This is a genomic window from Streptomyces sp. NPDC054786 (genome assembly GCF_053611685.1).
In genome coordinates, this window is record NZ_JBSHAW010000027.1 from 1 (window position 1) to 19,158 (window position 19,158).

General features: G+C 70.0%; 15 protein-coding genes and 2 tRNA genes. 8 read left to right on the plus strand and 9 right to left on the minus strand.

What is annotated here, in order from left to right; genetic code table 11:
- Nucleotides 1-365: 365 nt before the first annotated feature.
- Nucleotides 366-1,022 carry a DUF4360 domain-containing protein gene (locus tag ACWGI6_RS22765; protein ID WP_453269226.1) on the plus strand — a complete coding sequence of 219 codons (657 nt, stop codon included), beginning with the start codon at nt 366-368 and terminating at the stop codon, nt 1,020-1,022.
- 72 nt (nt 1,023-1,094) lie between these two features.
- On the opposite strand, the gene ACWGI6_RS22770 is transcribed toward ACWGI6_RS22765, so the two are convergent.
- On the minus strand, nt 1,095-2,381 hold the full coding sequence (locus ACWGI6_RS22770) for an MFS transporter (protein ID WP_453269227.1): 1,287 nt from the start codon (nt 2,379-2,381) through the stop codon (nt 1,095-1,097).
- A 262-nt stretch (nt 2,382-2,643) separates the two neighbouring features.
- Here ACWGI6_RS22770 and ACWGI6_RS22775 point away from each other — a divergent pair, with 262 nt between their 5' ends.
- Nucleotides 2,644-4,416, plus strand: coding sequence for a dihydroxyacetone kinase family protein (locus ACWGI6_RS22775; RefSeq protein WP_453269228.1), 1,773 nt, complete (start codon nt 2,644-2,646; stop codon nt 4,414-4,416).
- A 111-nt stretch (nt 4,417-4,527) separates the two neighbouring features.
- Here ACWGI6_RS22775 and ACWGI6_RS22780 read toward each other — a convergent pair whose 3' ends face one another.
- The 8 genes from ACWGI6_RS22780 to ACWGI6_RS22815 all read right to left on the minus strand — a co-directional run bounded on the left by ACWGI6_RS22780 (nt 4,528) and on the right by ACWGI6_RS22815 (nt 14,921).
- The gene (locus tag ACWGI6_RS22780) at nt 4,528-5,106 is read right to left on the minus strand and encodes a GTP-binding protein (protein WP_159469791.1); all 579 of its coding nucleotides are present in this window, start codon (nt 5,104-5,106) and stop codon (nt 4,528-4,530) included.
- Nucleotides 5,087-5,677 (minus strand): DUF742 domain-containing protein, encoded by a 591-nt coding sequence (locus ACWGI6_RS22785; protein WP_030982222.1) that lies wholly within the window; start codon nt 5,675-5,677, stop codon nt 5,087-5,089. Before ACWGI6_RS22785 ends, ACWGI6_RS22780 begins: the two co-directional genes overlap by 20 nt.
- A gap of 84 nt (nt 5,678-5,761) precedes the next feature.
- Nucleotides 5,762-6,175: a roadblock/LC7 domain-containing protein gene (locus tag ACWGI6_RS22790; protein ID WP_018087204.1), complete on the minus strand. Its 414-nt coding sequence runs from the start codon at nt 6,173-6,175 to the stop codon at nt 5,762-5,764.
- A 10-nt stretch (nt 6,176-6,185) separates the two neighbouring features.
- Nucleotides 6,186-9,272 (minus strand): nitrate- and nitrite sensing domain-containing protein, encoded by a 3,087-nt coding sequence (locus tag ACWGI6_RS22795; protein ID WP_453269229.1) that lies wholly within the window; start codon nt 9,270-9,272, stop codon nt 6,186-6,188.
- A 400-nt stretch (nt 9,273-9,672) separates the two neighbouring features.
- Entirely contained in the window at nt 9,673-10,251 is a 579-nt protein-coding gene (locus tag ACWGI6_RS22800; RefSeq protein WP_453269230.1) for a GTP-binding protein, read from the minus strand.
- Nucleotides 10,232-10,642 (minus strand): DUF742 domain-containing protein, encoded by a 411-nt coding sequence (locus ACWGI6_RS22805; protein ID WP_030087818.1) that lies wholly within the window; start codon nt 10,640-10,642, stop codon nt 10,232-10,234. Before ACWGI6_RS22805 ends, ACWGI6_RS22800 begins: the two co-directional genes overlap by 20 nt.
- Before the next feature lie 103 nt (nt 10,643-10,745).
- Nucleotides 10,746-11,159, minus strand: coding sequence for a roadblock/LC7 domain-containing protein (locus tag ACWGI6_RS22810; protein WP_018087200.1), 414 nt, complete (start codon nt 11,157-11,159; stop codon nt 10,746-10,748).
- 9 nt (nt 11,160-11,168) lie between these two features.
- On the minus strand, nt 11,169-14,921 hold the full coding sequence (locus ACWGI6_RS22815; protein WP_453269231.1) for a nitrate- and nitrite sensing domain-containing protein: 3,753 nt from the start codon (nt 14,919-14,921) through the stop codon (nt 11,169-11,171).
- A 589-nt stretch (nt 14,922-15,510) separates the two neighbouring features.
- On the opposite strand from ACWGI6_RS22815, the gene ACWGI6_RS22820 reads away from it, so the two are divergent.
- The 6 genes from ACWGI6_RS22820 to ACWGI6_RS22845 all read left to right on the plus strand — a co-directional run bounded on the left by ACWGI6_RS22820 (nt 15,511) and on the right by ACWGI6_RS22845 (nt 19,147).
- Entirely contained in the window at nt 15,511-15,702 is a 192-nt protein-coding gene (locus tag ACWGI6_RS22820) for a hypothetical protein (RefSeq protein ID WP_453269312.1), read from the plus strand.
- Between the two features lie 84 nt (nt 15,703-15,786).
- The gene (locus ACWGI6_RS22825; protein ID WP_453269232.1) at nt 15,787-16,560 is read left to right on the plus strand and encodes a fumarylacetoacetate hydrolase family protein; all 774 of its coding nucleotides are present in this window, start codon (nt 15,787-15,789) and stop codon (nt 16,558-16,560) included.
- Entirely contained in the window at nt 16,553-18,034 is a 1,482-nt protein-coding gene (gene gltX / locus ACWGI6_RS22830; protein ID WP_453269233.1) for a glutamate--tRNA ligase, read from the plus strand. The genes ACWGI6_RS22825 and gltX overlap by 8 nt, the downstream gene beginning before the upstream one ends.
- 83 nt (nt 18,035-18,117) lie before the next feature.
- The gene (locus tag ACWGI6_RS22835; protein ID WP_453269234.1) at nt 18,118-18,858 is read left to right on the plus strand and encodes an HAD family hydrolase; all 741 of its coding nucleotides are present in this window, start codon (nt 18,118-18,120) and stop codon (nt 18,856-18,858) included.
- A gap of 87 nt (nt 18,859-18,945) precedes the next feature.
- A tRNA-Gln gene (locus ACWGI6_RS22840) sits at nt 18,946-19,017 on the plus strand.
- A 57-nt stretch (nt 19,018-19,074) separates the two neighbouring features.
- Nucleotides 19,075-19,147, plus strand: a tRNA-Glu gene (locus ACWGI6_RS22845).
- Nucleotides 19,148-19,158 lie beyond the last annotated feature (11 nt).

A 19,158-nucleotide genomic window follows, 5' to 3' on the forward strand; every position in this document is an offset into this window, starting at 1 on the left:
ATTTTACACGAACAAGACGCAAAACCATATATTTTAATGTCTGGTGGGCTCGGTTTTGTTTATAAGACCCCGCGTCTCCCCCACGGGCGGGGCCCCCCCCCGGGGGGCCCTCGCCGTTTTTCGTGCCGTCGTGGTGTTTTGGGATATACCGTCCAACGGCCGCTCAATCAATGGGATATGAGGCCTCATCACTTTTCGGACGCGGTGTTCCGGTTTGGCAGGTGGCGTCCGGATCAAGGCGTAGGTTCGCCCCAACCCTGGGGAGCAGAGCTGTTCAAGCCGCCTTCCCCGTGCTGGCATGCGCTCGTCATCCCACTCCTGGTGTTCCCGCCCCGCGGGCCCTAGGACGACCGGAAGGAAAGCCCATGCTCAGCACGCTCAGTGCTGGTGCCGCAGTGGCATCGTTGCTCCTCGCCGGATCGGCATCCCCCACCACCGCCACACGGTTCGGCGACGACCCGCCGACCGGCAAGATCACCATTACCGTCGCCACGGTCAACGGATCGGGCTGCAGACCCGGCAGCGCCGCCGTGGCCATCGCCCCCGACAACACCGCCTTCACCGTCACCTACAGCGAATACCTCGCCCAGGCGGGCGCCGGCAGCAAGCCGACCGACTCCCGCAAGAACTGCCAGATCGCGCTGAACGTGCACGTCCCGCAGGGCTTCACCTACGCGGTCGCCCGGGCCGACTACCGGGGCTATGCGTCCCTGGCCCCGGGTGCCAGAGGGCTGGAGCAGGCGGGCTACTACTTCCAGGGCCAGCAGCAGACGGCCCGTAAGAGCCACACCTTCACCGGCCCCTACGACTCCAACTGGCAGACCTCGGACGAGACCGACGTCGACGCCCTGGTGTACGCACCCTGCGGGGAGGAGCGCTACTTCAACATCAACACCGAAATGAGGGTGGACGCCAAGTCGGCGGACCCCAAGGCCACCAGCTACATGGCCATGGACTCCACCGACGGCAGCATCAACACCCTGTACCACTTCGCGTGGAAGGAGTGCCCCGCGCGCAAGTGAGGTCCGGACGATGAGCGGGGGCCCGTACGCCGGTGCGTACGGGCCTCCGGCCAGGCGCGTACGGGCCCCCGGTCAGGCGCGCACCGCGGTGGGCTCGGCCGGCGCCGGCGGGGGAGCGGCCGCGGCCTGCTCGTCCGGCAGTTTCAGGCAGAGGGTCAACAGCGCGGCGACGACGTACAGTCCGGCGAAGATCAGGACCACACCGCCCGCCCCCAGCGGTCCGAGGAAGACACTGACGATGGCCGGGCCGACGAAGGCGGCGCCGCCCGCGCCGAGGTTGAGGAGTGCCATCGCGCCGCCCTTGTTGTCGGGGGCGAGCGCGGGCACCAGGGCGGAGATCGATACAAATCCGGCCAGCGTGATGCCGTAGAGCATGCCGACCACGATCGCGACCCAGTAGTGGCTGCCGACGGCCCGGGGGATGAAGTACAGGCTCAGGGTCGTCACCGCGCAGCCCAGGCCGCCGAAGGTGGCGATCGTACGGCGCCAGCCGATCTTGTCGCCGATGGCCCCGAACAGCAGATTGCACAGGACGTTGGTGCCGTAGATGACGGCGAGCAGGGTCAGCCAGCGGCCCTCGCCGAAGCCCAGCTCCTTGGAGAAGAAGGTCGGCAGAAAGACCAGGAAGCCGAACTCCGGGGCGGTGTTGATGATGCGGACGACGCAGCCGACGGCGACCTTGGGGTGGGTCCAGGCGATGGAGAGGCTGGAGAGCAGCGACTGCACGGGGCGGACCCCGGGCGGGGCGAGGCGCGCGAACCCGGTGCGCTCGCGGACGCCGAGCAGACAGCACGCCCCGCCGAGCGCGATGATGCCGAGCGCGACCCACAGCGTGCCGAAGCGGCCGAACCAGGGGTTGGTGAGGCCGGCGACCAGCGAGCCGAGGGTGGGCAGTCCGCCGGTGAAGGCGACGTAGAACCAGCCGACGGCGGTGCCCATCCGGGCCATGGGTGCGGTCGCGGTGATCCAGACGAGGAAGCCGAACGCGAAGAGCGGATAGCCGAAGCCCCGCAGGCCGTAGAAGACCAGCATCAGCGTGTAGTTGTGCGGCGCCAGCGCCAGTGTCAGGAAGAGCAGGTCGAAGACGATCCAGACGGCCAGGCCCAGTTGCATCACCCGGCGCGGGCCCCACAGGTCGGAGAGTGCGCCGGACAGCCAGGAGGCCAGCATCACGGTGATGCCGTACGCGGTGATCACGTATGAGGCGTGGATCTCGGTGCCGGCGCCGTGGTCGGCCATGTACGGCGCGATGAACCCGGACTCCACGCCGTCGCCGACCATGAACAGCAGCACGCCGAGATAGCCGAGGACCAGGGCCTTGGGGATGCCGAGCCGGTCGGGGAGGGTGGATGGTGCCATGTCGCGCCTCCGTGGGAGCGGATGTCTGAGAGGCAAGGAAGGAAGGAAGGGGGGAGGGCAGGAAAGGACGGGGAAGGACGGGTGGGGCGGGAGGGTGTGATGCGAGCAGCATGAATCCTGAGAACTTCACATGCAAGATGTGATGAAGGACTTTCTTGGCCAGCATCCTCACAGGGTTACCCAGGATTTCCGCCGCCAGGGGTGACGTATCTGTGATGTAGGTGTTAAATCCAACAGGGAGAGAACAAAGGAGTGTGCCCTGATGACCACCACCCCCGCCGGCCTCGGACACCACCCCGAGACCTTCCGTGAGGACTGGCTCGAAGGACTGGCCGACGCCTATGCACGCACGGTCCGCCGCGTCCCGGGCGCCTACGGCGTGGTCGGCCGCCACGTACCACGCCCCGGCAAGGTCGCGGTCGTCATCGGCGGCGGCTCCGGCCACTACCCCGCCTTCGCCGGACTGGTCGGCCCCGGCCTCGCCGATGCCGCCGCGATCGGCGATGTCTTCGCCAGCCCCAGCGCCGAACAGGTCTACCGCACCGCGAAGGCCGCGGACGGCGGCGCCGGCGTCCTGCTCAGCTACGGCAACTACGCAGGCGATGTACTGCACTTCGGCCTCGCCGCCCGCCGGCTCGCCGCCGAGGGCATCGAGACCCGTACGGTGCTGGTCACCGACGACGTCGCCAGCGGCCCGCCGCCCGTGGCGGGGCAGGAGACCGACCCGTCCCGTGACCGCCGCGGGGTGGCCGGTGACTTCTTCGTCTTCAAGGTGGCCGGCGCCGCCGCCGAACGCGGCGACGACCTCGATGCCGTCACCCGCCTCGCGGCCCGCGCCAACGCCCTGACCCGCACCTTCGGGGCCGCCTTCGCCGGCTGCACGCTGCCCGGCGCGAGCGAACCGCTGTTCTCGGTCGGCGCCGGAACCACCGAGCTGGGCATGGGCATCCACGGCGAGCCGGGCCTGCGCACCACGCACCACCTCACCGCCGCCGAACTGGCCGACGAACTCGTCGACAACCTGCTGCCGGAGCTGCCCGAGGGCGGCGACGGCCGGGTGGCGGTGCTCCTCAACGGGCTGGGCCGCACCAAGTACGAGGAGATGTTCGTGGTCTACCGGCGGGTGAACCGGCGGCTGCGGGCGGCGGGCCTGCGCCCGTACCGGCCCGAAGTAGGGGAGTTCGTCACCTCCTTCGACATGGCCGGCGTCTCCCTGTCACTCATGCCCCTGGACGAGGAACTGGGCGCGCTCTACGACGCCCCCTGCGACACCCCGGCCTTCCGCAGCCTGCCGGGCAGGCACTCCGTCGAGGACGACGTCCGGGCCGAGGAGCCCGCGCCCGTACGGGACGAGGCGTCCGTTCCCGTACGGGACGCCCGCACCCCCGGTGGGGATCTGCCCGCGACGAAGGCGCTGCAAGCGGCCCTGGACCTGGTGGCAGCGCAGGAGGCCGAACTCGGCCGGCTGGACGCGGTGGCCGGCGACGGCGACCACGGCATCGGCATCGTCCGCGGGCTGCGAGCCGCCGTCGCCGCCGCCCGCGCCGCCGAGCCGGGACCGGCCGGCGACCCGCAGTCGGCCGGCCGCGCGCTGCTCACCGCCGGCCTCGCCCTGGCCGATGCCTCGGGTGGCGCGTCCGGGGCCCTGTACGGCGCTCTGCTGGCCGAAACCGGCGCCGTACTGTCCAAGGCCCCAGCGGGCAGCGGCGGTCGCCCTGGCGCGCTGTTCGCGGACGCCGCGGATGCCGCCCAGCGGGCCGTCGGCGAACTCGGCGGCGCGGCGGTGGGGGAGAAGACGATGCTGGACGCCCTGGACCCGTTCCGCCGCGAACTGCGCGCCCGCGCGGGCGAGGAGCTGCCCAAGGCCTGGCGGGCGGCCGCCGAGGCCGCCACCCGGGCCGCCGCCGACACCGCACAGCTCACCCCGGCCCGCGGCCGCGCCGCCCGTATGGGGGCGCGGGGCCACGGCCACCCCGACGCCGGGGCGGTCTCCCTCGCGCTGATCCTCACGGCCGTCGGCACGACCCTGCGCTGAGCGCCGGCGGCAGCCGGGTACGACGAAGGCCCCCGCACCTGACCGGTGTGGGGGCCTTTCGTCATGCGAGGCGTGCGGGCACGGGGAGCCCGGACGCGTCTGCCGCCTGTCCTAGCGCAGCCGCGCCATCAGCGCGTGTTCCACGAGCGTGATGAGCGCGCTCTTGGCCTCGCTGCGGTGCCGGGCGTCGGTCACGATGATCGGCGCGTCCGGGCCGATCTGGAGCGCCTCACGCACCTCGTCCGGCGTGTAGGGCTGGTGCCCGTCGAAGCCGTTGAGGGCGATCACGAAGGGCAGGCCGCTGTTCTCGAAGTAGTCGACCGCGGGGAAGCAGTCGGCGAGACGGCGGGTGTCGACCAGCACCACGGCGCCGATGGCGCCCCGGACCAGGTCGTCCCACATGAACCAGAAACGGTCCTGACCCGGCGTACCGAAGAGGTACAGGATCAGGTCCTGGTCCAGCGTGATCCGGCCGAAGTCCATCGCCACGGTCGTGGTCGTCTTGTCCGGCGCGTGCGTGAGGTCGTCGATCCCCGCCGAGGCGGAGGTCATCACGGCTTCGGTACGCAGCGGATTGATCTCTGAGACGGCCCCGACGAACGTGGTCTTGCCCACGCCGAAGCCGCCCGCCACCACGATTTTCGCGGAGGTGGTGGAGCGGGCTGCACCGCTAGAGCTTGCGAAGTCCACTGAGCACCCTTTCGAGCAGTGTCACATCTGGCTGTCCGCCGGCGGTCTCGTCCCCGCCGGGCTGATGGATGGCGACGAGTCCGGCCTCCGCCAGGTCGGCGACGAGGATCCGGGCGACGCCGAGGGGGATGGAGAGAAGCGCGGAGATCTCGGCAACTGACTTGATCTCGCGGCAGAGGTGGCAGATGCGCTGGTGCTCCGGCAGCTGGCCCTGCATCTTCGCGGGGTCGGCGGTCGTGCTGACCAGCGCCTCGATGGCGAGCTGGTAGCGCGGCCTGGTCCGGCCTCCGGTCATGGCGTACGGGCGCACGAGCGGGTTGTTCGCACCCGTGGGGGCGGGCTCGGGCGCGCGCCGCTGCGGCTGTACCGGCTGGATGCGCGGTGCCTGCGGCTGGTCGTACACCGACGGCTCGTACGGCTGGGAGTCGTACGGCCGGGGCTGCTGCTGCGGGGGCCGCTGCGGCCGGCGGCTCGGCGCAGACGGGAAGTTGAAGCGGTTGCTATGGGTCTCGCCCACAGGCCCGGACTCCTGCCCGGAACCATACGGGTATCCGCTCGGGGGCGTTGCCACGTCTCCTCCTCCAACTTGCCTGTCTGACGCCGGTCGCGCCACCGAACCATATGGCGCGGTGGCGGGAAACGCACTGCCTGTCTTTTAGTTGAGAAGGCTGCCCTGCAGTTCGGCACGCAGATCCGGCGTCAGTACCGTGCCCGCGCGGTCGACCAGCAGGGCCATCTCGTAGCCGACCAGGCCGATGTCGCACTCGGGGTGTGCGAGCACGGCCAGGGACGATCCGTCCGAGACGGACATGATGAAGAGGAAGCCGCGCTCCATCTCCACCACGGTCTGGTTGACGCTTCCGCCCTCGAAGATGCGGGACGCGCCGGAGGTCAGCGAGGTCAGGCCGGAGGCCACCGCCGCCAACTGATCGGCTCTGTCACGAGGGAAACCCTCGGACATGGCGAGGAGCAGACCGTCCGCGGAGACCACGACCGTGTGGGACACCCCAGGGGTGTTGTCCACGAAGTTGGTGATCAACCAGTTCAGATTCTGCGCCGCCTGGCTCATCGGGCTCACACTAACGCTCCTGATCGTAGGTGCTGCCGGGGCCGTAGCCCTGTTGGTCATTCTGAGGGACCCCGGAGGGGTCCGTGCCGACGTTGCGTCCCTGCTGGACACCGCGGCGCAGGTTACTCAGCCTGCCGCGGACGTCCTCCGGGGCCCGGGAGACCTGAGGGCCGCCCTGCAGCGTCTGCTCCGCGGCGCCTTCGACCAGGTTGGCCTTGGGCACCCGCCGGGGGAGGCCGGAGGAGGTGACTCCGCCCGCCTTCGGCTCGCGCAGCCGCTCCGCCCGCTCCCACCGGTCATCGTTGGAGCTGCGCCAGTCGGAGCCGTCCTGGCCGGTCTCCGGCGTGCTCCGCTGCTGCTGCACCTGCGGTGGCTGCTGGTCGCGGCCTCCGCGGCGCGGAAGGCCGGCGCCCGTCAGCGAGGGGGTATCGCTCGGTGTGGGGCCCGGACGCTCGAATGGTACGCGCTCGGGCGCGTCAGCGGGAGCGGCAGTTGTATTGCGGTCGGATTCCGCTTCGGTCCCGAAGTAGCCCTCGAATGCGGGGCGTTCGGCCCATTCGTCCGGCTGTGCCGCTTCATGGGAGACGAAAGGCTGCTGGCCCGTGGTCTCCGCGAAGCCCGCCCCGCCGAATGCCTGGTTGCCGTGGGACCGGTCGTCATAGAGCGGTTGATCGGCTTCCGCATATGCCTGGGCGGGGTAGTCCTGGTAGCCACCGCCGGACGGCACCTCGTCACGGAAGAGCGGACGCTCGCCCCCCTGGTACTCGGCTTCCTGCTCCCCGGTGGTCTGGGCCTCCAGAGCCGCCCGGCGCTCCTCGCGCTGCAGCGAGCGGCCGACCATGTCCAGATCCGCGGCGTCCGTGCGGCCGTACTGGCTGTCGTCGAAGCCGAGCTCGGCAGCGGTGCGCTGGTGGTCCTCGTACGACGCCTCCTGGTGCTCCGGAACGATCCGGGAGACCGTGAAGTCGTCGTCGTACTGCTCCTCGCCGCCACCACCGTGGGTGATCGCCTCGGGCAGCATGACCAGGGAGGTGGTGCCCGCCTGCTCGCCGGACGGGCGCAGCTGCACCCGGATCCCGTGCCGGTCGGCCAGCCGGCCGACCACGAACAGGCCCATGCGCTGGGAGATCGCGGCATCCACGCTCGGCGGGTTGGCGAGCTTGTGGTTGATGTCCGCGAAGTCCTCGGGGGTGAGCCCGATGCCCTTGTCGTGGATCTCGATCATCACCCGGCCGTCGGGCAGCCGCGTCGCGGCCACCCGCACCTTGGTCTGCGGGGAGGAGAACGTGGTGGCGTTCTCCAGCAGTTCGGACAGCAGGTGCACGAGGTCGGTCACGGCGGTGCCGTGGATCTCGCTCTCGGGGACGCCGGTGAGTTCTATTCGCTCGTACGACTCGACCTCGGAGGTCGCCGCCCGCACGACGTCGATCAGCGGCACCGGCTGGTTCCAGCGGCGGCCGGGCTCCTCGCCCGCGAGGATGAGGAGGTTCTCGCCGTTACGCCGCATACGGGTGGCGAGGTGGTCGAGCCGGAAGAGGCTCTCCAGCTGGTCCGGGTCCGCCTCGTTGTTCTCCAGGTCGGTGATCAGCTCCAGCTGGCGCTCGATCAGGCCCTGGTTACGGCTCGAAAGGTTGGTGAAGATCGCGTTGACGTTGCCCCGCAGCAGCGCCTGCTCGGCGGCGAGCCGGACGGCCTCGCGGTGTACCTGGTCGAAGGCGCGGGCGACCTCGCCGATCTCGTCGGTGGTGGAGATCGGGATGGGCTGGACGCGGGTGTCGACCCGGCCCGGGTCGGTCCGCGAGAGCTGGTCGACCAGCATCGGCAGCCGCTGCTCGGCGATGCCGAAGGCGGCGGTACGCAGCTGGCGCATGTTGCGGCTCATCCGGCGGGCCATGAGACCGGCCACGACGAACGCGATGATCAGCGCGGCCAGCACGATGCCGGAGTCGACGAAGGTGGACTGCTTGGCGTCGTCGGAGATCTGCGCCGCTTCGTTCACGGCCTTGTCCGCCAGGTCCTTCTCGATGGACCGGTACATGTTGAACTTGCCGGTCGCAGTCGCGAAGTAGCTGTCCGAAGTGATGCCGCGCACACCCAGCGTCTCCGGCGCCGCGCCGGTGGCGATCAGGGTGGACATCTGGTCGATCGACGGCGGGGCGCGGAACGGCCGGCCGGCGGCCTCCGCCTGTGCCTTTGCCCGTGCGATCTTCTGCTGCGCGGCCTGCTTGAGCGCCGCGGCGTCCTTGCTCAGCCGCTGGACGTCGTCGGGCGTGCCGCCGGAGGTGTACTCGCCGATGGCGATGCCCTCCAGGTAGCGGTACGACGCGAAGGCGGTCAGCTGCAGCTTGTGCTCCTTGCCGCCCTGCGGCGTCGCCGGGTCCACCAGGAGGTGGGTGCCGATGGAGCGCTGGAGCGACACGGCGGCCTTGGCCAGCGAAACGGCGTAGACCGTACGGCCGTAGGAGGTGATGTTGCCGGTGCCCAGGCCGAGTTCGTTGGCGAACTCCATCAGCGGGTGCTGGACCTCGACATAGCCCTCTTCGGTCTGCACCCCGTGCAGCTTGGAGGTGTAGGAGGCCTGGCGCAGCTTCTGCAGCTTGGGCTCGGCCTTCTCGAACGCCGCGAGCCGGCGCTTGAGGCCCGGCTTGTCCGGCATGGCCTTGGCGGCCTGGTGGAACTTGTCGGCGGCGGCGTCGGTGGCGTCCCGCGCCTGCTGCACGATCGGGTCGTCCTTCTTGCCCTTGAGCAGCGGCGCCGCGGTGCGGTCACGCTCGTCGATCACGGCAGTGCCGTAGGAGAGCGCGGCACGCACCAGCTTCGCGGTGTTCTCCGCGTCCTGCGCCTCCTGCCAGGTGCCGAACGAGCTGTTCACCCGCAGACCGCCGAAGACCAGGGCGACCAGCACGGGGATCAGCAGAATGGCGTTCAGGCGGGTCGCTACGCGCCAGTTGCGCGGGGAGTACTTACCGCCGCTCACCGGAGGCTTCGCGACCGGACTTTCGGGCGCGTCGGAAGCCGGTAGGCCACCTCTGGGCGGCGGTGTGAAGTTGCCCCGCCGCGGTTCAAGCGGCTCGGGGCTCGCCTTGCTTCGCCTCACTCGACCAACAACCTCTCGGCGCCGGCACTGATTTGCTGTGCCGTTCTTCTGGGCGTTCCTACTCCGGAGTTCAGCGAATTTCAGCACGTCAGGGCGGTGCGTTCCAAACACTGGGCAAAGCCGGAGCAGGGCCGAAAGGGCCGGAGATAAAAGGGGCGTTAAGGGCGAGCGGCGCCAAAATGCAAGAGATCTGTGAGCGCAGCGAAGCCATGCATGCGCGCGGGGTGTCGAAACCCCGCTGATTCACTGTCGAAACGTTATGAAGCAAAATTGTGGGCGTGTCGAAGGACACAGATCCACACACGGCTGCCGGGAACCCGGCCGGAGCAGGGCGCTGCACCCCCGCCGGTGACAACTGCCGCACGGCCCGCGCCCGATGGCGGGGCGGGCCGTCAGCGCGCTACTGCAGCCGCGCCATCAGGGCGTGTTCCACGAGCGTGATGAGCGCGCTCTTGGTCTCGCTGCGGTGCCGGGCGTCGGTCGTGATGATCGGCGCACCCGGGCCGATCTGCAGCGCCTCACGCACCTCGTCCGGCGTGTACGGCTGATAGCCCTCGAAGCCGTTGAGGGCGATCACGAAGGGCAGGCCGCTGTTCTCGAAGTAGTCGACCGCGGGGAAGCAGTCGGCGAGACGGCGGGTGTCGACCAGCACCACGGCGCCGATGGCGCCCCGGACCAGGTCGTCCCACATGAACCAGAAACGGTCCTGACCCGGCGTACCGAAGAGGTACAGGATCAGGTCCTGGTCCAGCGTGATCCGGCCGAAGTCCATCGCCACGGTCGTGGTCGTCTTGTCCGGCGCGTGCGTGAGGTCGTCGATCCCCGCCGAGGCGGAGGTCATCACGGCTTCGGTACGCAGCGGATCGATCTCCGAGACGGCCCCGACGAACGTGGTCTTGCCCACGCCGAAGCCGCCCGCCACCACGATCTTCGCGGAGGTGGTGGAGCGGGCTGCACCGCTAGAGCTTGCGAAGTCCACTGAGCACCCTCTCGAGCAAGGTCACGTCCGGCGTGCCGCCGGCCTCACCACTGCCACCGGGCTGGTGGATCGCCACCATCCCGGCCTCTGCCAGGTCCGCGACCAGAATCCGCGCCACACCCAGCGGGATGTGCAACAGCGCGGAGACCTCGGCAACCGACTTCACCTCACGGCACAGGTGGCAGATCCGCTGGTGCTCGGGCAGCAGCCCGGGCAGCTGAGAGGGGTCGGCGGTCGTGCTGACCAGCGCCTCTATGGCGAGCTGGTAGCGCGGCCTGGTCCGGCCTCCGGTCATGGCGTACGGGCGCACCAGCGGCTGGTCACCTTCGCTCCCGTACGGCGCTTGACTGTAGGCGCCGTACGGGCCGGAAGTGGCAGGTGGCGGGGTCATGGGTCCTCCGGGCGGGACAACTGACTGTCGTCGGGTTGGGCCGGTGGGGGGTGCGGCACATGGGTGGTTGGGTGCTGAACGGTGCGGCGCTGCGGACGCCGCCTCAGTGCAGCAGGCTGCCCTGCAGTTCTGCGCGCAGATCGGGCGTCAGGACCGTGCCTGCGCGATCGACCAGCAGCGCCATTTCGTAGCCGACCAGGCCGATGTCGCACTCGGGGTGCGCCAGAACGGCCAGGGACGATCCATCCGAGACGGACATGATGAAGAGGAAGCCGCGCTCCATCTCCACCACGGTCTGGTTGACCGTCCCGCCCTCGAAGATGCGGGACGCGCCGGAGGTCAGCGAGGTCAGGCCGGAGGCCACCGCCGCCAACTGATCGGCACGGTCGCGGGGGAAGCCCTCGGACATCGCGAGGAGCAGCCCGTCCGCGGAGACCACCACCGTGTGCGACACCCCTGGGGTGTTGTCCACGAAGTTGGTGATCAACCAGTTCAGATTCTGCGCCGCCTGGCTCATCGGACTCAACTAACGCTCCTGCTGGTGAGTGGGATCGACAACGCCATGGGTGCCGGTGGACGACGTCCCGGCCTGCCGGCCTTGCTGGATACCCCGACGGAGATTGGTCAGCCGCCCCCGGACATCGCCGGGCGCACGCGAGACCTGCGGACCGCTCTGGGTGGACTGCTGTTGCGCGGTGCCCGCGACGAGGTTCGCGCGCGGGACCCGGCGGGGCAGCCCGGAGGTGGTGATCCCGCCCGCGGCGGGCTGGCGGATCTGCTCCGCCTGCCGCCAGGTCTCGTCGTTCGGCGAGCTGCGCCACTGTGCGGACTCGGCGGGCGCCGCGTTGCGCGCACCGTTGACCGGTGCGTCGCTGCGGGGACCGCCACGTGCCTCGCCGCCCTGGGCGGACCCGCGGCGCGGCAGCCGCGAGGCCTCCGGCTCGGCGGGGCCCTGGGGCGGCACACCGGCCGCGGCGGCCGCGGGGGTGTTGAACCAGTTGGACTCGATGGTGTCGAAGATCGGCGTACGGCCGTCACCGGGACCGGCGTCCGCGCCGCCGAGCACATCGGCGGACGGCGCACCGCTGTCCTGCGGCTGCTGCACCGGGAACTGCCCGGTGCCCTGCGACTCGTCGGCGTACGCACCACGGTCGGCGTCCGGCCGCTGGTACTCGCCGGTGTCGCTGTCGGGCCGCCGGTACTGGCCGGTGTCAGCCGCCGGTCGCTCGTACTGCCCGGTGTCGCTGTCGGGCCGCCGGTACTGGCCGGTGTCGCCGCCGGGCCGCCGGTACTGGCCGGTGTCGGCGGCCGGTCGCTCGTACTGGCCGGTGTCGCTGTCGGGCTGCGGGAACTGGCCGGTGTCGTACCGTCCGGCGTCGTACTGACCCGTCTCGTACTGACCCGTGTCGCTGCCCGGCAGGGCGAACTGCCCCGTGTCACCGGGCCCGTTGGCCGCACCCCGGCCGGCCGGACGTGCGCCCTGCGGGCCGCGCCCGCCCCGGGGGCCGTCCGCGACGGGCGGCGGACCGTTGAAGTCGGGACGGGGGAACGCCGCGGTGTCACCGGGACCGCCGCTCTGCGCGGGCCGCTCGAAGAGCCCGGTGGTCTCCGACTCCTCGTGGCCACGCGGCTGGTCCTGCGCCTCGCGGGGCGTCAGCGGCCAGTCGTCGGAGCCGCCGCGCTCACGGCGCGCACCCCAGCTCGTACCGCCCGGCTGCTGAGTGCCCTGGCCACCCTGGCCACCGGAGGGCGAACTACCCGGCAGCTCGGCCGCGGGGCCCCGCGCCGGCAGCTGGGGGCGCTCCTCACGGCGCGGTGCGCCGGTGGGCGGTGCCACGGTGGACGCCGGGCCCTGGTCCGCGCTGCGGGTGGGCAGCGAGGGACGCGCGCCACCGGGGCGGCCGGCGGCCGGGCGAGCGTCGCCGCCGCGTGGGGCGCCGGGCGAACCCGCGCCGGGAGGTGCCGTACGGCCGGACGGCGCCGAGGCACCGAAGGCGTTCGGCGCGCCGCCGCCGGGACCGCCGCGGCCGGGCAGCGCGGGGCGCCCGCCGGCCGAGGGACCCGAACCGACCTGTCCGCGCGGCTGCAGCCCCGCGAGCCGGCTGGAAGGCGCGCCGCCGACGTCGCCGCCGGCCTTGGCGTTGCTCGGCGCCGGCTTCTTGCCGCCCTGGGCGACATCGACCGGCAGCATGACCAGCGCGGTGGTGCCGCCGGAGTCGGAGGGCCGCAGCTGGATACGGATGCCGTGCCGCAGCGACAGCCGGCCGACCACGAACAGACCCATGCGCCGGGACACCGAAACGTCCACGGTCGGCGGGCTGGCGAGCCGCTCGTTGATCGCCGACAGGTCCTCGGGCGACAGACCGATACCGGTGTCGTGGATCTCGACCAGCACCCGGCCGTCGGGCAGCGCGTGACCGGTGACCTTGACCTTGGTCTGCGGTGAGGAGAACGAGGTGGCGTTCTCCAGCAGCTCGGCGAGCAGGTGCACGAGGTCGTTGACGACCCGGCCCGCGACCTCGGTCTGCGGGACGGCGTTGAGTTCGATCCGCTCGTACTGCTCCACCTCGGAGGCGGCGGCACGGAGCACGTCGACCAGCGGCACCGGCCGCGTCCACCGGCGCCCCGGCTCCTCACCCGCGAGGACCAGGAGGTTCTCACCGTTACGGCGCATGCGGGTGGCGAGGTGGTCGAGCTTGAAGAGGGAGGACAGCTGGTCCGGGTCGGCCTCGCGGGACTCCAGTTCGGAGATCAGCGAGAGCTGACGCTGGATGAGGCCCTGCGAACGGCGCGACAGGTTGGTGAACATCGCGTTGACGTTGCCCCGCAGCAGTGCCTGCTCGGAGGCGAGGCGGACCGCCTCGCGGTGCACGTCGTCGAAGGCCGCGGCCACCCGGCCGATCTCGTCCCGGCTGTGCACACCGACCGACTGGACGGAGGTGTCCACGTCCTGCGGGTCGGACTCGGACAGCTGCTTGACCAGCTCGGGCAGCCGGTCCTGGGCGACCTTCTGCGCGGTGTCCTGCAGCCGGCGCAGCGAGCGGACCATGGACCGGGCCACGACGAACGCGCCGACCAGCGACACACCGAGGACGAGCAGGATCAGCGCACCGCTGATGATCGCCGACTGGGTGGCCTGGTTGCGCAGCTCGCGGGACTTCTGCTCCATCTCCGAGAGCAGCGTGGTCTCGATCCGCGACATCTCGTCGATCTTGACGGTGTCGGAGTCGTACCAGTCGAGGTACCGGTAGTCCTGGCTGCGGATGCCGGAACCGCTGGCGAAGGCCCGGTGCGCGAAGGCGACCGCGGCCTTGATCTCGTCGTTGTTGCCGTCCAGACCGCGGGTGAGCGCGCCGGCGTTGTTGGTGTAGATCTGCGAGAAGCGGTCGCGGGCCGCCTTCTCGCTGTCCTCGGCGTTACGGCCGGCCAGCCGGTCGTTGGAGGAGAGCTGGGGGCCGCCCTTGTGGGCGAGGCCGGCGCTGACCAGGGCGCGCTGGATCGACGCGTACTCCTTGGCCGACGAGAACGCCGCCAGCGCACGGGTACTGCGGATCATCTCCGGGTTGCTGGTCGCCTGCGCCATGTCCTGGGACAGCGACAGCAGCGAGTTGATCAGCTGGTTGTAGCTGGTGACGGTCCGCGCGGCGTTGTCGCCGTCCTTGTAGGAGTTGGCGCGGATCTCGTTGAGGGTGTTGAGCTGGCGGCCGATCTCCAGGACGGTCGCGCGGACACCGGCCATCGTGGCGTCCTGGCCCTGGATGTCACCGGTGGCCTGGTTGAACTTCAGCTTGGCGCGGTCGGTCTCTTCACGGGGCGCGATGACGTTCGCGTCGTCCTTGGAGTTGCCGCTGCCCGCCAGCGGACCGGCAGACTTGTCCCGCTCCACCTGCAACGCGTCGGCGAGCTCGGTCGCCTGCCGGGTCATCTCGGTGAGCAGCTGCATCTTGTCGAGCTGGTCGATGTTCTCCATCGACGTGCCGATGCGCATGCCGCCCAGCGTGGTCGCGGCGACCACCGGAAGCGCGAGCAGGGAGACCAGGCGGGTGCTGATGCGCCAGTTGCGCAGCGCTATTCGTGAACCCGGGCCACTGGGGCCCTTCGCCTTGGGCTTACTGTCCGCGGCGTCATTGCCCGGCGCCTGACTGCCTCCGTCGACGGGCAGAGTGCCCCCGCCGGAACCGTTGCTCTGGGCGCGCTGGGGCGAGGAGGCGCGGTCTGTCCCGCCGCGCAGCTCCGGGTCCGCCGCAGCGCTGCCATCCCTCTTGAAACGTCCCTGCACTAGCGTCGCAACCTCTGGACCAGGCGTCCCACCTCGGCGGGACGGAGTCGAGTCGTATGGGGGACCGCTAAGTCCCCCATGGCGGTCGTGATGGACCGGCGGGCTGCCCTCTCTGGCCGAGAGAACGGCACCACCGCGCGGCGCTACGTTGCGCCCTGCGCGCCGGCTGAAACGTGCGGCGGTCCGTGGAATTCCAGCACAGTGCAGGATCTCCAACAAGAGCGGAGTCGGTCACTGTGACTTGGGTGACGCAATGTACGGAGCGCGTCACGACTTGTAGAACGTACCCCCGTTGATAACGGACTTTTACCCGCGAGTCGTTCGCCCTTAGCGGCTGTCCCAGGTGCGGTGATCGGGAGCGGAACGTGCAGTTCAATCCGCCATTGTCCGTTTCGCCCGGGGATGTTGATCATGGGAAATGCGGCATTTGTCGCACAGTTCGTGAGCAAACTCACAAGAAGATCGTCGAGTTCCCGTGCGCCGCGCAGGGAATAGCGTGCATAGCCTGACGCTTTACATGGTTGCCCAATGTGACAAGGCAACTTCCATGAGCCCTTTCCCGACCTTTGATGACGCGAGGCATGCAGCAGTGAAGACGACGATGATGTTCCGCAACATAGCCAACCCGCGGCGCACCACCCTGGCCCACCTCAACGACGCCGACGAGCTCGGCACCGAGGCACTCGAGACACCGGACCACACCGTCGACCTGCCGGCCCAGACCGCCAATCCCCGCCGCACCGTCCTGATGGACGCCCCCAAGGAGGACGTCCCGGCGTAAAGCGTTCAACGGATCGGCAGCGGCCCCGCGATAGCCTGGAGTGTCAACTCCGGCCAATGATCAATTGAGGGGCAGCGGCAACTCGTGCGCATCGCCAGATTCTCCATCGACGGCAACGTCGGCTTCGGCGTCCTCGAAGGCGACGAACTCGACGTCATCAAGGGGCATCCCTTCGCAGAATTCGAGCGCTCGGGCCAGAAGGTCCCCCTCGACAAGGTCCGGCTGCTGCCGCCGGTCCTGCCCAACAAGGTCGTGGCGATCGGCCGTAACTACGCCGATCACGCCGCCGAGCTGGGCAACGCCGTCCCGGACGTACCGGTCACCTTCTTCAAGCCGTCCACCTCGGTGATCGGCCCCGGCGGCCCCATCGCGTACCCCTCCTTCTCCCAGGAGGTGCACCACGAGGCGGAGCTCGCCGTCGTCATCGGCCGCATGTGCCGGGAGGTGCCCCGCGAGCGCGCCAAGGACGTCATCCTCGGCTACACCTGCGCCAATGACGTCACCGCGCGCGATGTGCAGCAGCGCGAGAAGCAGTGGGCCAGGGCCAAGGGCTTCGACAGCTCCTGCCCGCTCGGCCCCTGGGTCGAGACCGGACTCACCCCCGCGGACATCGCCGCCGGCCTCACCGTCCAGTGCACGGTCAACGGCGAGCAACGTCAGCTGGGCCGTACCAGCGACATGGTCCGCCCGGTCGAGGACCTGATCGTCCACATCACCGAGGCGATGACCCTGCTCCCCGGCGACGTCATCCTCACGGGCACCCCGGCCGGGGTCGGCCCGCTCAACGTCGGCGACGAGGTCGCCGTCACCATCGAAGGCATCGGCACTCTCACCAACAAGGTGATCAAGCGTGGCTAACGCGTCCCCCATCCGCGTCCGTTTCTGTCCCTCCCCGACCGGTAACCCCCATGTCGGCCTGATTCGTACCGCCCTGTTCAACTGGGCCTACGCACGGCACAACAAGGGCAGCCTGGTCTTCCGGATCGAGGACACCGACGCGGCCCGCGACTCCGAAGAGTCCTACCAGCAGCTGCTGGACTCCTTCCACTGGCTCGGCTTCGACTGGGACGAGGGCCCCGAGGTCGGCGGCCCGCACGCGCCGTACCGCCAGTCGCAGCGCATGGACATCTACAAGGACGTCGCCGACAAGCTCCTCGCCGGCGGCCACGCGTACCACTGCTACTGCACCACCGAGGAGCTGGACGGCCGCCGCGAGGCCGCCCGCGCCGCCGGCAAGCCCTCCGGCTACGACGGCACCTGCCGCACGCTGACCGATGAGCAGAAGGCCGCGTACGAGGCCGAGGGCCGTACCTCCATCGTCCGCTTCCGGATGCCCGACGAGCCGATCACCTTCACCGACCTGGTGCGCGGCGAGCTGACCTTCACCCCGGAGAACGTTCCGGACTACGGCATCGTCCGCGCCAACGGCGCGCCCCTCTACACCCTCGTCAACCCCGTCGACGACGCCCTGATGGGGATCACCCACGTCCTGCGCGGCGAGGATCTGCTCTCCTCCACCCCCCGCCAGCTCGCCCTGTACAAGGCGCTGATCGAGCTGGGCATCGCGCAGGCCGTCCCGGCCTTCGGTCATCTGCCCTACGTCATGGGCGAGGGCAACAAGAAGCTCTCCAAGCGCGACCCGCAGGCCAACCTCAACCTCTACCGCGAGCGCGGCTTCCTCCCTGAGGGCCTGCTCAACTACCTTGCGCTGCTCGGCTGGTCGTTCTCGGCGGACCAGGACATCTTCTCCATCCCCGAGCTGATCGAGAAGTTCGACATCGCGGACGTCAACGCCAACCCGGCCCGCTTCGACCTGAAGAAGGCCGAGGCGATCAACGCCGACCACATCCGGCAGCTGGACGTGAAGGACTTCATCACGGCCTGCGAGCCCTGGCTGAAGGCCCCGCACGCCAACTGGGACCCCGAGGACTTCGACGAGGCCGCCTGGCAGGCCATCGCCCCGCACGCCCAGACCCGCCTCACCGTCCTCTCCGACATCACCGCCAATGTCGACTTCCTCTTCCGCAAGGAGCCGGTCGAGGACGAGGCGTCCTGGACGAAGGCGATGAAGGGCGACCCGGTCGCGCTGCTCACCACGGCTCGCGCCAAGCTCGAGGCCGCCGACTGGGCGTCCGGCCCCGAGCCCCTCAAGGAGGCCGTCCTGGCCGCCGGTGAGGAGCACGGCCTCAAGCTCGGCAAGGCACAGGCCCCCGTCCGGGTGGCGGTCACCGGCCGCACGGTCGGCCTGCCGCTCTTCGAGTCCCTGGAGATCCTCGGCAAGGAGCGCACCCTCCAGCGCATCGACGCGGCCCTGGCCAAGCTGGCCGGCTGACCTCGCAGCACTTTCCATGGGCCCGGAAGCCGCACGGCTTCCGGGCCCATGGCCTGTCCGGAGCGCTCGGCTACATTGCCCGTATGCCCGTTCGCGCCGTCCTGTGGGACCTCGACGACACCCTCTTCGACTACTCCGGCTCGGACCGGGCCGGTGCGCTGCGACACCTCCGGGCCGAGGGGCTCCTTTCCGTACACGGCGGCGAGGAGGCGGCACTGGAGCGCTGGCGGACGGTCATGGAGGCCGAGTTCGCCCGTTTCCTCGCCGGCGAGGTGGGCTTTCTCGATCACCGCAGGGCCCGGGCCCGGGCGTTCCTGGGGGCCCCGCTCCTCTCCGACGCCGAGGCGGACGCCTGGTTCGGCCGGTACATCGCCCATTACGAGGCGTCCTGGGTCCTCTTCCCGGACTCCGCACCCGTACTGGAGGCGCTGGCGCCGCTGGTACGGCAGGCGGTGCTGTCCAACGCCACCACCGCCAACCAGGAGCGCAAGCTGGCCGTTCTCGGGATCCGCGGGTCCTTCGAGGCGGTGCTCTGCGCCGATGAACTGGGGTGCGCCAAGCCGGCCGCGGAGGCATTCCACGGCGCCTGTAAGGCGCTTGGCCTAACGCCCGACGAGGTGGTCTACGTGGGCGACAAGCTCGACATCGACGCACTCGGCGCCCGCGATGCCGGGCTGGCCCCCGTATGGCTGGACCGTACGGGCACTGGGGAGGAGGCCCGGGACGGGCTGCCGTCGGGGGTGTGGCGGATCGCGGGCCTGGCGGAGCTCCCCGAGCTGTTGCGCGGAGTTATCGGTTTTGGTGCGCCGTCCACGATCAGGTAATGTTCTTCCTGCGCCGCCCGAGAGGGCCGAAAGGCCTGGCCGGAAAGCGCAAACCAAACAAACCCCCCACGGGGGGTTGAGTTTTGGTGGGCTATGGTGTAATTGGCAGCACGACGGTTTCTGGTTCCGTTAGTCTAGGTTCGAGTCCTGGTAGCCCAGCAAGAGATCTTTCGGTCCACTGTGATCGTGCTGAAGGTTTCTTGATCGCAGTACCAGGCCCCCGTTGTGTAGCGGCCTAGCACGCCGCCCTCTCAAGGCGGTAGCGCCGGTTCGAATCCGGTCGGGGGTACAGATCCTTTC